General features: G+C 37.2%; 6 protein-coding genes. 3 read left to right on the top strand and 3 right to left on the bottom strand.

The genetic code is table 11. The features are described from left to right. Nucleotides 1-36: 36 nt before the first annotated feature. Both QNI15_RS00440 and QNI15_RS00435 read right to left on the bottom strand, forming a co-directional pair. Nucleotides 37-1,146: an SPFH domain-containing protein gene (locus tag QNI15_RS00440; RefSeq protein ID WP_313974733.1), complete on the bottom strand. Its 1,110-nt coding sequence runs from the start codon at nt 1,144-1,146 to the stop codon at nt 37-39. Between the two features lie 171 nt (nt 1,147-1,317). Further along, nucleotides 1,318-5,883, bottom strand: a complete 4,566-nt coding sequence (locus tag QNI15_RS00435) for a translocation/assembly module TamB domain-containing protein (protein WP_314029978.1) — start codon at nt 5,881-5,883, stop codon at nt 1,318-1,320. Between the two features lie 313 nt (nt 5,884-6,196). Here QNI15_RS00435 and tsaD point away from each other — a divergent pair, with 313 nt between their 5' ends. Then, on the top strand, nt 6,197-7,195 hold the full coding sequence (gene tsaD / locus QNI15_RS00430) for a tRNA (adenosine(37)-N6)-threonylcarbamoyltransferase complex transferase subunit TsaD (RefSeq protein WP_313999522.1): 999 nt from the start codon (nt 6,197-6,199) through the stop codon (nt 7,193-7,195). 131 nt (nt 7,196-7,326) lie between these two features. On the opposite strand, the gene QNI15_RS00425 is transcribed toward tsaD, so the two are convergent. Next, nucleotides 7,327-8,409, bottom strand: a complete 1,083-nt coding sequence (locus QNI15_RS00425; RefSeq protein ID WP_313999520.1) for a hypothetical protein — start codon at nt 8,407-8,409, stop codon at nt 7,327-7,329. 311 nt (nt 8,410-8,720) lie between these two features. Here QNI15_RS00425 and QNI15_RS00420 point away from each other — a divergent pair, with 311 nt between their 5' ends. Beyond that, nucleotides 8,721-9,983 (top strand): DUF3667 domain-containing protein, encoded by a 1,263-nt coding sequence (locus QNI15_RS00420; RefSeq protein ID WP_313999518.1) that lies wholly within the window; start codon nt 8,721-8,723, stop codon nt 9,981-9,983. A gap of 318 nt (nt 9,984-10,301) precedes the next feature. Beyond that, nucleotides 10,302-13,949 carry a hypothetical protein gene (locus QNI15_RS00415; RefSeq protein ID WP_314029977.1) on the top strand — a complete coding sequence of 1,216 codons (3,648 nt, stop codon included), beginning with the start codon at nt 10,302-10,304 and terminating at the stop codon, nt 13,947-13,949. The last annotated feature ends 2 nt before the right edge of the window (nt 13,950-13,951 follow it).

Genomic DNA, 13,951 nt, shown 5'->3' with positions numbered 1-13,951 from the left:
ATCGTGTGTAGCATAATTTTAAAAGAATAGAGATGATTAACCAGGAAGTGGAGGAGGCATTGAGGCAAATAATGGAGATACATCTGATACCTCATGTGCTTTTTGCCAGGCTGCCATACCTTGTTTCCATACCAACGTCTCACGGGTTAATGCACCTTGCTGAGCCATTTCTTTCAGTTTGTTCATATCAAATGGTCCCTGTTGTTGCCCATTGACTGCAATGAAGAAAGTAGCAGATGCCGGAAGTGGAGGAGGTGTGCCACCTGCATTCGCATTTACATTACCAAAACTTTGCTGATTCAGGTTCATATTCTGTGCCATTTGATTTGCCATGGCAAAGCCCATTCCCATAGAAGCCGCATCTGTTCCTGAACCTCCCTTTTCAAGGCCATTCGCCATTTGAAATTGTGTATAAGCGTTCAGATTGCCTATAACACCCATACTGGTACGTTTATCCAGCGCTGCTTCGACTTCTGGTGGTAACGAAATATTTTCTACCAGAAGCTTAGTAACCTTTAGTCCATATTCATTAAAATCATCATGGATGCGTTCAGTAATAAATCTGGATAATTCATCATAATTACTTACCAGATCTAATGCCGGGATTTTTGCTTCTCCCAATATGTCTGCAAAACGGCTGGCAATTACATTACGTAATTGCTCGTTGATTTCGTCCATATTAAAATCTCCATCCGTTCCGACTATCTCAGTCAGAAAGCGGGTAGGATCTTCTGCGTTGACACGAAAGGCATAACTTCCAAATGCCCGTAACCGCATAGGTCCAAATTCAGGGTCACGTAACATGAGAGGATTTTTAGTACCCCATTTCTGGTTGGTAAACTGTTTGGTATTGATAAAATATACTTCCGCTTTGAATGGACTGTTAAACCCATATTTCCAACCACGTAAAGTAGACAAAATAGGCAGGTTTTGTGTGGTAAGCTCGTAAGTACCAGGCTTAAATATATCAGCAACTTTCCCTTCATTGATAAATACAGCAACCTGTGATTCCCGTACAATCAGTTTAGCTCCATTCTTAATCTCGTTCTGATAGCGTGGAAAGCGCCAGACCAATGTGTCATTGGTAGGATCAAGCCACTCAATAATATCAATAAATTCATTGGTTAGTTTATCCCAGAGTCCCATGATAATAATGATTTAAAAGTGAATGAGTATCAGATTTTCATTAATTGAAACAGAAGTATATGCCTACTTGGCAAGATACTATTTTTAATGTTAATCGGAATAGGCTAAAAAGGTAAACTCTCAATCACACTAGTAAATAGCAGTTTGATGACAGTAATGTATGTAAAAGGATTATTTCTGTTGTCGGTTACTATTTAACTGAGAGGTAGATGGGGGCACTTTATTTGGGGCTTCACTCTCTGTAGGTTTTTCTGGTTCACTGCGTTCTTTACGTTTAGAGTGAAATAATTCCCATAGTGAATTAAAACTTTCTGTATGTAATAAACTAAATCCTGCTACTACACCTGTTGTAGTAGTAGATGTTGTTCCCATGATATTCTGAGAGTTGCGATTAAACATCTTTACACGTAGTGATCCACTCTTATTTAGGATATACTCAATAGTCCAGTCACCAATTACACTTACTGCTCGTGCAGTTGGGTCTGTTGTACTTTGTACAGTGGTAAAGCCACCATCCCGAGTTATACGCAATCTTCCATCCAGTAGTGCATAACTTAATCGTAGCTGAAGCGCATTCCATGCATCAGAATCCAAACCGTTGAGGTTGAGGTCTACTTCCAGATTTTCATTTACCTGAGATGCCCAGTAACTGAGTTGATTAGTAAGAAGCTCGCTAATACTACTAGTAACTGTACCTTGTCCCAGACCACTAAAGTTTTCAGCAGAAAGTCGTTGTAAGATCAGAAGACTGAATACTTGTTTATTAAGCTCTTGTTCATTTACAGAGATGCGGTTTTTGAAATCCATTACATTCACATAAAACTGTGAATTTTGAGGAAAATTTTTAAAGTCGATACCCAGTCCGATTTTTGGAGATAAAAGATTACCAGTTAGTCTCATTTGCACAGTTACCGGATAATGCTTGCGGGCTTCCATCTGCTCCTGTGCTGATAGCTTATTTACATCACTGGTAATAATAGGTAGAATAGAGGCTGACTGTGTATAGATAGCATTAATATCCAGAATACCACCGTAAGGATCTCCTGACCAGGAGACAGTTCCACCGGGTTCAATAGTAAATGCCTTATTAACAGCATTCAGAAGGGTAAAGTTATAAGCACCTTTATTGATTGTATAGTTACCAAACATACGGAAATCTCCTTTTGTATCAATTTCCATTCGGATACGCCCACTTCCATTTCCACGTATGATGTCACCAGCCTTTTCATCAAAAATGATTTCGCACCATGCATCTGGAGTGATATCAAAATTAAAATCCATTAACACACCTGTGAGATCCACTTGTTCCCTTTTGTCTTTTTCTGTCAGTGTTGCAGATGGTTTTGTCTTGGTCGCAAAGCTGATAAAATCCTGTTGGGAGATAGTACGGGTGTCAGAAATTGGAATTGCTATTTTTGTTCCCTTATTGCTTCGTGCATTAGCCCGTATGGTTAAATTTTCAATAGCGCCCAGCAATGACAAATCTCCAGTTACATAGGCCGTTCCATAAAATAGATCATTGTCTTTTAATGTCGTGTTCAAAACCTTAAAGTTCCGCATACGACCTGTGAGGCTTAATACAAAATTTTTGAAACCATCATGGAACACACCACCATTGATTACTGCAATATTTTCATCTTCATCCCGGAGTTGTAGATTCTTAACTCCGATTTCATTGGGGCTAAAATGAACTTTATCGTCAAAATAGTAGAATGTATTCAGGTAGTTATATCGGAACCTTCCATTATAAACATTGACTTCACCATTGAGTATAGGACTGGAAAAAGTTCCTGTTAAGCTTAGTGTCCCACTAGCCGTACCACCCAGACGGGAAACCTGATCTTTAAAGAAAGGTTCTAATATTTCCAGGTTAGCCCTATCTAGAATGATCTGCATATCCATTGCATTTTCTGTAGCCTGAGGGTTGTATATACCATACAAGCGTACAATCCGCTGATCCATGCGATAGACTTGATAATTAGCATTCACCTTTTGGGTCTCTTCATTCCAGTGTGATTCACCGATAATATCTCCTACCAGAAATTTGTCAACAACCAGTTCTTCAATCGTAAGCTCACTTTCAATACTTCTGTTTTTATAAAAATCTTTGATTTCAATAAATCCATTTACGGCTCCTCCCAGTTCATGATCAACTAATGGATTGAGAGCCTGAAGTCCAAATTCTTTTAAGGAAAGGCGTAATGCTTTTGTCGAATCTTCAGAAAGTGTTCCGTCTAAACTTATAAACTGATACTGGTTTGTAAATTGAAGATCATTAAAATTAATATTGCGATTTTGGATAGTAATCAGGTTCGTAGTATCTATATGCCAGACATTTTTAAAAATCTGAAAATGTGAAGGCTTAAATTTTAAGCTAATCTGATCAGACTGAAATTCGACATCACCACGCAGATCTGCATAATTAGAATTGCTAGGCTGCTGTATCTTACTGGAAAACTCAATATGTTTTCCATTCCATACAGCCTCTAACGCCATATTCTCAGTTTGGGTAGCACCAATTTTCTGCTTTTTAGATTGCAGATAAGTAACAGCGAGAACCGTTGTTGAATCTGATAGTTTTGAGCTGTTGACATCTACTTCATTAGCATAGAAAATATTATTTTTATAGGAGAGAGTATCAATGTTGGAGTGCAGAGATACACGCGCAGAGCGTCCCTGTGAAAATGAACCTTCTATCGTTGTATTTCGTGATATAGACCAGTCCGGATAAAACATTAGTAGTACTGGATTTATATCTCTAAGAAATACATTGTAATCTAGGCTATAATGTGGTCCTTTATTTTTCTCCTTACTGCTATAATATCTCTTAATTTCTTTTGCGTTGTTGCTAAAATTGAGTTGATACTCTTTTACCAAGTTCTGGAAGTCTGTACTTAGACGCGTAAAATCAAAATTACCTTCAGCGTCTATATTGGCAAAGCTGGAACGAACATTAAATATTCGTTGACCTGAATCTTTGACTGAATGTATTTGTAACGAATCAATAACAAGATCTTTATTATTGTAGAGCACATAGCCGTTTGTAAAGATGGCATCACCTACAATGTCATCAAGTTTCAGACCCCGGCTGTTGATGTGAAGTTGAGTACGGATAGTAGCATCTTTAGAGGTAAGATTCAATGCTTTCAGGTCAGCTTTCTGAAGATCTGCCTCAATATTGACTAAATTGTGGTTATTCCTTAAATCTATTTCTCCTTTGGCATCAAAGATAAGATTAGTATCTTTTATAGACAGACTACCATTAAACTGTTGTTTGCTTAATTTGCCATCTACTGTAATAGTATTGTAGTCATACGATTTATAACCCAGCCGACTAATATTAGCCTTTAATTGCAGATTGGCATCTTTCATTTTAAGGCCTTGACCTTCTATTTCTCCGTCCATATCCAGATGTTGAACCGTTTTAGGTTCTCCCAAAAATGTGCCTAAGTCAAAGTTGCGCGTAGTTAGATGTCCTTTGTAGGCAGTATTGGATTTGTTTTTCAGGTTAATATCTGAAATGATTGTTCCTAAATCAGTATCAAAAGTGCCATTGGCTACAAAATCCTCAGGGAATCCTAAGAATTTACCAGATAAATGAATGGTACCAAATTTTCGGGACGTCCGAAATGATGCACTATCAAGATACTGTTGCAGATCAGTGATAACCACTACTGATGGTTTAAGATCAAAATCTATTAGTGTTTCCTTAAAATTAGGTAATCCCTCAAAGCTAATATTTCCATTGATTCGGCTTTTCTCTCCAAATTGTAGATTGGCATTTCGTAGACGGAATCTTCCTACCAGACCATTAAAGTGGCCTGATACAGACCAATATTCTTCATATCGGTTAAGGTAGGGTGCAAACAATGCCAGATCTTTTGAATAGATACGAGTCTCGTTAAGATCTGCATTCATAAATGTTTTCTCAACAAAATCACTCAAATCAGCTGGTCTGTCATATTTGAATGCAATACGCTCCCGAATAGTACTATTGCCAATATCAAGTCGTAACTGGGCAAGTTCTATTATATGTTTGGTATACAGGAAGTTTGTAGAGAGCCTATGAATATCGAGGTTGGTACGATTATCCTGTCCTTGTAGGTTTTCGACAGTGGTTTGGACAGTATCTGCTACAAAACGTAATTGATGTGCTACTGCCTGTATACTATCAATAGTGAAGTGATAGTAATCAAACCCTTCCCTAATAGTGTCTTCGCGTTGATCATTATAAGAGAACTGGACATTATTAAGCCAGGCTTGATCTATTTGAAAGATTGGTGCGGGGCCTACGCGTTTGGTTTTTCGAGGCGGATTTAATATACTATCAACAGTAGCAACAAATTCATCTATATTTAATTCGTTTGTTTTTTTGCTTTTGATTAACCGAACATGTGCATTTCTTAGAATAACTTTATCAATGTAAATATTTTTTCCATCGATTAAAGTTGACCACTTAAAATCAACCTGTACTTCTCCTGCTTCAATCATTCGTTGGTTTTCGCGATCTAAAATGCTAACATTGCGCAATACTACATAATCTGGCCAGCGAATGTTGAGGTAATCGACATAAATGGGGAAACCTACCTTGTCTGATAGATATTTTGTTGCGTGACCAGCCAGATACGTTTGTACTGTAGTCGTTTGTAAAGCAGCAAGAAGCCCCAATACCACTAATAACCATATGGGTATTGAGTAAACAATTCGTGCAATAAATTTCTTAACAAACTGCCACATTCTAGGTATGTACTTTCTATCTGAACTTTAGTCAGTGTTTTATTTTTGATGGTTGCTCTCAGGATTATAAAATAGAATAATTTTGTGTTTCTATAGTGCCTGGTTCAAATTTTACTTAGCTAATTTTATAAACGTAGGATATCTCGTATATATTGAATTTTTCACTTTCAAATCTCGTTCCAAGATAACAAATAATGAAAGAAAATAGTATCTTTTTTAGTAAGATACTTGTTCATTAAGTTGAATCACAGATGTACCATTTGGACTATATTTCTATTTTACTTCCGAACGGACATACTGACCGTAAAATTATATGATTATTCTTGCTATTGAATCCTCTTGTGATGAAACTTCTGCTGCGGTATTGCAGGATGGGAAAATCCTCTCCAATGTGATTGCTACTCAGGCAATTCATCAAAAGTATGGTGGTGTTGTACCTGAACTTGCCTCTCGTGCTCATCAGCAACAGATAATTCCTGTTGTTGAAAAAAGCTTAACCGATGCGCAAGTAACAAAAAGTGAATTGAACGCGATTGCATTTACTAGGGGGCCTGGGTTACTAGGAGCATTGCTGGTTGGGACTTCCTTTGCAAAGGCTATGGCTTTAGGACTGGGTATACCTTTGATTGATATCCATCATATGCAGGCTCATATTCTGGCTCACTTTATTGACGATCCTCAACCAAAGTTTCCATTTTTATGCCTGACGGTTAGTGGAGGGCATACACAGATTGTAAAAGTGACAGATCACCTGAGTATGGAAATTATTGGACAGACTCAGGATGATGCGGTTGGGGAGGCATTTGATAAAACGGCAAAGTTATTGAACTTGCCTTATCCCGGAGGCCCTCTGATTGATAAATATGCTCAGACTGGAGATCCGCTCCGTTTTGCTTTTCCTCTGGTAGAAATGCCTGGATATGATTATTCCTTTAGTGGAATAAAAACTGCCTTTATGTATTTTCTGAAAAAAGAAACTACCAAAGATGAAGCATTCATTCATAAAAATATGGCAGATATCTGTGCGAGTATACAGCATACATTAGTGCAGATTTTATTGCGGAAACTAAAGAAAGCTGCAAAAGAAACAGGTATTTGTGAAATTGCAATTGCAGGCGGAGTATCTGCAAACAGTGGGCTTCGTAAATCGCTTCAGGAAGAAGGGAAGAAGCTTGGCTGGAACGTATATATTCCAAAATTTGAATATTGTACAGATAATGCTGCAATGATTGCTATGGCTGCTTATTATAAAGGTCTAAAAGGACATTTCTGTGGGCAAGATGTTAGTGCTTTGCCTCGTATGAGCTGGTAAAAGTAATCTTAATAGAGTTTGTGAGACTTATATTGACGCCATCAACATAAGTAATAAATCCTATTACTTATGTTGATGGATTGGAAGAGTTTCCTGGAAGATATATACAGCTCTCAGAAATAGTATAACACTTATTTGCCTTTGGGATCTACCTGATATGCCTGACGTTTTTGCTGCATTTTAGATGCAAAAGCGAAACCTACATGGATGTTTGCATAAAATCCTCTTGATTGTAATGATGGACGAAAACCAAGCTCGGCTCCGTATGTCCAGGATAGTTCACGATTAAATAAACCCTCCATCCCTAAACGGAATCCCAGATGTTTTAATTTTACATTTGATACAGGGTATAGTTCGTTGTAAAGTATCTGGCTTGTTTCTACTTTCTTATATTGAAATGCCACGTCCTCTACCTGTACAAATGGCGCATAGATAATATCTGCATATGCTGAGAATATAAGATCATTGGTGGCTACATCGTATTTTTTAGGCTTAACTACTACATTTCGGATTCGGGTAAGTTGAAAACCTGTATATGCACCTGCAGATTTAATATTTGTATATAGTTGGGCATTGGTTTGTAATATATTACCAGTTGTGCTAATCAGATTTACACCTTGTTTGTCTAATGCATAACCTAAATTGGTTGACGAACTCCAGTAATACCCGCCAGCTCTGATACCCATTATTTTACGCACCTTAGATGCTACCTTAATATATTCTGGTACAGATGCTGCCCATTTTCTATCGCTATACCGATTTGTGTATACTACGATTTTTGATTCTCCTGTAGCTTCTTCGTCTTTAAAGTGATAGGTAGCACCCAATTCAAGATAATAATACCCATTTAGTTTATTGAGAGTGATACGGGTAGTGTCATCGTTAATTTTCATTGCAGCATTCTTTGTACCACTAAGTTTTGAGAAATCCGAGAATCGGGCGTAAGTTGTTCGGGCATGTGCGTGAAAATCAAATTTGTTTTTCCAGAAATAATTCACTTGAGCGCCAAATCCTACATTAAAGTCTGTGGTAAAGGCATCTACATAAAATGGATAAAAGTTTAACCACATCTTATTGATATCATACGGATCATCAAACTGTAATTCGTACTCGATATCTGTTTTATCTGCTGCTGTTTTACTTTGTGCCTGCAATGTTTGAATTCCACCAGATAAGAAAGCACAGACAAGAAGATAAAGTATATTTTTTTTCATATCCATAGCTGATATAATTAGTAAGCTGTTGGGGATTAATCAACGGTTTAAAATTAACTCCTATCAGGCAGTCGTTTTCTTCAAAATCAGTTAAAAAGTTACGCAGATACAGATTTGACTAACATTTCAATGAAAAGAACCGGTTACCTAAGGTGGAGGTAGCTAAGAGACTATCAGATATTAAATTTTTAATGTAGATTTGAATTCCCACTTATATAGTAAAGAAATAGCTATGTAAAACATGGGCTATTACAGATAATCGAGTATGATTTTCTGTACGGGGTTACTATGGAAGATACTTACTAGTATATATGCACGAAACACATCGCAAACAATTTATTTGTCCCAATTGCCAGCATATTTTAAGTGAAGCAGATAACTTCTGTGCGCAGTGTGGGCAGGAAAACACAACGAAGGTTATTTCTTTTGGTACTTTGATATATGAGGTTGTCAGTGATTTTGTTTCCTGGGATTCCCGATGGTTTCAGACTGTAGTTCCTTTTCTATTCAAACCAGGCCATCTGACCAATGAGTTTATTAATGGGAAACGTATGCGATATATGCCTCCGCTACGATTATATTTCTTTATTAGTGTGATTTGCTTTTCTATTATTGCGTATTATACTACTAAGGAAAATAAACATGATGAACGCAAAGAACAAGCGTTGAAACAGGAACAGGCAGATTCAATCCGGAATGCAGTAATAAGGGAGTTGCCAACAGATATTCCTGCCACCCAAAGGGAACAGATTAAAAATGCGTTACAGAATCTGACATTAAATGAAAAGCTGGGAGGATTTATTGATGAAGCTATTAAAAAAGGAGAGAAGGACAGTAGTAGTAGTAATGAAGACTCCCTGAATCTGGATCTTGGAGAAGAGTTGACACCTGCTAAAGGAGAAAAGAAAAAGGCAAAAACAAATTTTAAATGGAAGTCTAATACCAATAAAGATAACGAAAATAGCGATCAGGAAGGAAATGATGATAGTAGTAATAATACTAATGACACCAATGATGAGGATGAGGATAATGATAATAGTGGCAAGTTTGGAGAATTCGGGTTGTTAACAAAACTGGTGAAGAATCCTGCACTATCTGAAAAAGATATATTGGACTCATTGCGTTGGGAGGATAATTACTGGAATCGGATGAAAATAAACAGATTGTCGCGCTGGACTGATGGAAGTAAGGAGGAGTTTATTGCTGAGATGTGGGATAAGGCCCCCATTTTTATGTTTGTGATGCTTCCATTCATGGCTATGGTAATGAAATTTCTCTATATAAGGAGGAAACGGTTATATATTGAACACCTGATATTTATGTTGCATTTACATGCCTTTATGTTTTTTCTGATTGCCATAGATATTGTGTTGAGTAATGAATTTGAAAACCTCAATCCGAGTGGTATAATTGTTCCTTTGATCTTACTTTATATTTGGGTGGCTTTCTATAAAGTGTATAAGCAGGGATGGTTTCGTACTTCTTTTAAAATCTTTACCTTTTTGTTTCTATATTCTATCGTATTCTCTACTCTTGCAATAATTGGCCTGGTGGTAGCTGCTGCTATTTATTAGAATTTATGGGCTTGGTGTTATAAAATATCATTATAGAGGGATATTTGTATTATTCCGGTTTTTATCCCGCCTTGATTAATAAAAGAATATATTACTTCAAAAAGGGAGGAAAGTATCTTATTCTTTCTTCCCTTTTTGGAAGAAAACTTACCTATTTGCCTGATCATTAGTGAGTTCTTGTTTACTTATTCCGAATAGAAATACGTTATCTTCGTAATACTACATCATGAATCTGCATCTTTGAAAGATCCTGCATAATAAATTGAAGTTTAAAGTCCAATGCATCAGCTAATTAAAACAAGAATACAGGTTTCAAATTTGAAGCTATGTTGGCTGCATGCTATTGTAGGAGTTGTATTTTTTCTATTGCTATCTTTTCAATCTCAGGGACAGGTATCTACTATTCGCTCCAAATGGGTATATCCAAGAGGGTTATTTCTCCCCATCGATACATTAAATATTGACCCTACTTCTGTAAGAATTCTGTATCCACAAGACACTACAATACATACAACCTATTCTGCCACAAAAAATACATTGCAGTTTTCTGGGGCTCGGTTACCAGATTCGATATTGGTTTCTTACCGTGTACTGCCTCTATTTTTGGGAAAGCCGGTGTATCATAGAGATCCTGATACATATGATAAGGTTGTGTATTTTGGAGGAATTGATCCCAATAGAAAGAATGTAAATAACCAGAGAGAAAAGCGAGAGGAGTTTTTTGCTACAAAAGGTATACAAAAAACAGGAAGCATTACCAGAGGTATATCGTTTGGTAATTCACAAAGTGTATTTGTAAACTCTGCCTTAAACCTTCAGTTGGAAGGACTGCTAACAGAGGATATTGCTTTGAAAGCCATTATCTCAGATCAAAGTGTTCCTTTTCAACCAGAGGGAAATACACAGACATTACAGGAATTTGACAAAGTGTTTGTTCAGTTAAAATCAAAAAGCTGGCAATTGGCGGCTGGAGATATTGTTTTCCGAAATCCTCTTTGGAGAAACCGGATTTCGGAACCTTCCAGTTTTCTGCGTTATTACAAAAATGTGCAAGGTGTTGCTGCTGAAACGAACTATGAAGCATTAGGTGGAAGAGCTTATACGTCAATGGGAATTGCTGTTTCCAAAGGTAAATTTTTATCCACGGAGGTTATAGTTACAGAAGGTGTACAAGGACCCTATCGTTTAAGAGGAGCAAACAATGAGAAGAATATCATTGTTCTGGCAAACTCCGAACGGGTCTACTTGGACGGACGACTCCTCACACGAGGTTTTAATAATGATTATATTATTGATTATAACACTGCCGAAATTACTTTCTCAACAACACTTGTCATTACTGCTTACTCAAAAGTTCGAGTTGATTTTGAGTATTCTGATCAGAATTATAGTCGATCTATTTTAACACTTACACATAAACAGGAATTAGGTAAATTTACGTGGTTTACAAATTATTACAATGAGAAAGACAATCCCAATAAGTCGTTTACACTGGATCTGACAGAAGCTGACAAGATTTTATTGAGTCAAGTAGATAGCAAACAAACTGCAGGATGGGTATCTGGTGTAGCCGTAGTGAGTGAATATTCTGCTTCATTGATCTTGTATAAAAAAGTTGACACAATATACAATGGAGAGCTATATCCGGTGTATATAAATACAACTGTTGCCTCAGATAAACTTTATAAGATTCAGTTTGGCGAAGTAGGAGAAGGGAAAGGTAATTACATAAAGTCCAGTACTACTCTTAATGGACAGGTATATAAATGGGTGCCTCCAATAGATGGAGTTCCACAGGGACGTTATGATACTTTACAATTGGTTCCATTGCCTTCTCAAAGGCGAATGCTGACAAGTGGATTAGAATATCAGCTAGGTAAAAGTGAAACAATATATGGTGAGGTCGCTTTTTCAGAAAGGAATCTAAACCTTTTTTCGCAAATAAATCAGCAAAATAATACCGGCAACGCTTTCAAAATAGGATATTCTAATCAGGGAAAGGCTATTCCATTTATGCCAAAATTAGAATGGTGGGGTAATGTATCCTATGAGCAGGATAGTCGTACATTTTATGCAATAGATCGGTTTAGAGATGTAAATTTTGATAATGACTGGACTCTCACAGATACTACTGCCACCAAAGATCATATTGCCAGTGTATTAGTAGGTTTCCGTAAAAATACAAAGTTTGCTCAACCTGTTAAACTAAAAGAAACCCAGGCTTACGACGAACTCACAAAAGATCTATTGACAACACCTGCTGCCATACCTGCTACTAATCCTGTTCCTTCTGCATCTTTTACTCCGTCAGCATCCAGTGATCAACTGGTATATCGCTTTAACCATAGAGATCGATCAGGTATTTTAAATGGGTACCAGCATCGGTTAGATATTTCCAAACAGATAAGACGATTGCAATTAACTGCCAATGGTTTTTGGATGTATTCCAGGCAACAAGAGAAATGGACTGATTGGCAACGACTCCAGACAATTGTAGAATATAAGGGTAAATATTTATCTCCAGGATATGCTTTCAGCATGGATAAGAATCGCATGATAAGCAGAATAATTGCGGACTCTGTTATATCAACCACCACTAATTTTGAAGAAAATCGTTTCTTTCTTCGCAATGGCGATTCATTAAAAGCTCACCTTCAACTCGACTTTGCGCTACGACAGGATTACCTGCCCTTTGAAGGCAGGTTGTATAAAAGCACGTTTGCCCGTACAGCGAATATGAAGTTTCAGACTAACCAGAAATCACAGAATACATTACAGCTTAACGTAACCTATCGATTGCTGGAAGTTCAGAATACAAGCCTGGGACTGAAAAATAGTGAAACTATTATGGGTCGGGTAGACTGGAATAGCTATTGGTTAAAAAAGAGTATACGTTCTGAATTTTCATTGACCAATTCGTCAGGATTAGTACCAAAAAGAGAATACGTTTATTTGCCAGTACCACTGGGACAAGGCACACATACCTGGAGAGATGATAATGGAGATGGTGTTCAACAACTGAACGAGTTCTATGAGGCTTTAAATGCTGATGAAAAACAATATGCAAAATATTTTGTAGCTACCAGTGACTATCTCCAGGCATTTGCTCAGAATATGAGCTACAGACTTAATATAACACCTCCAGTGAAATGGAAAGCTGGTAATAGTATCTTTAGGACACTTGCCCGTTTTTCATCTGTATCTGCCTGGACAATTAATCAACAGACTACTAATGATGATTTAGTGAAAAGGTTACTACCTGTAGGGCAAGATGTGAGAGACGCAGATATAGTTTCAGTTCAACAGTCTCTACGAAGTACATTGTTTTACAATCGGACTAATCCGAAATACGGAGGAGATATCGGATATCTGCAAACTATCTCTAAACAACTACTTTCGGGTCGTACAGATGATGGCGATAACTTTGAATTGGTACAAAAAACAGAATGGAGATTAAATACGAAAATGAATCTCAGCAAAGTATTTAGTCTTAAAAATACATTAGTACAAAAACAAACAGTTAGTGAGTCTAATTTACTAACAACTCGCAATTATGAGGTTGTCGGGCAACAGATAAGTCCGGAACTAGCCTTTCAGCCACTTTCAACTTTCAGAATTGCGGGGGTATATAGTTATACCTATAAGAAGAATAGGCAGAATACAGAAACTGATGAAAGTTCACGTATTCACTCTCTTTCTACAGAGTTAAGATGGGCCAGAGCTTCCAAACATACGATAACTACTACATTACGTTGGGTGAAGATTAACTTCAAAGGTGATGCAAGCACTTCTGTTGGCTATGAATTACTGGAAGCTCTTAGCCCTGGTACCAACTGGACCTGGAATCTCAACTGGCAACAGCGCCTTGCCAATGGATTACAGGTAAATATAGGGTACAATGGCCGAAAATCTGGTACTCAGAATATTGTTCATATTGGCAGCATGCAGGTAACAGCTTTGTTCTGATA

Source organism: Xanthocytophaga flava (assembly GCF_030068545.1).
GTDB lineage: Bacteria > Bacteroidota > Bacteroidia > Cytophagales > 172606-1 > Xanthocytophaga > Xanthocytophaga flava.
Note: the sequence above shows the minus strand (reverse complement) of the source record. Positions and strands in the feature narration are given on the sequence as shown.

Bases quoted from the DNA above. Each gene is read 5' to 3' on its own strand.
- QNI15_RS00420 (WP_313999518.1), top strand. From the start codon at position 8,721: ATGCACGAAACACATCGCAAACAATTTATTTGTCCCAATTGCCAGCAT.
- QNI15_RS00435 (WP_314029978.1), bottom strand. From the start codon at position 5,883: ATGTGGCAGTTTGTTAAGAAATTTATTGCACGAATTGTTTACTCAATA.
- tsaD (WP_313999522.1), top strand. From the start codon at position 6,197: ATGATTATTCTTGCTATTGAATCCTCTTGTGATGAAACTTCTGCTGCG.
- QNI15_RS00440 (WP_313974733.1), bottom strand. From the start codon at position 1,146: ATGGGACTCTGGGATAAACTAACCAATGAATTTATTGATATTATTGAG.
- QNI15_RS00425 (WP_313999520.1), bottom strand. From the start codon at position 8,409: ATGAAAAAAAATATACTTTATCTTCTTGTCTGTGCTTTCTTATCTGGT.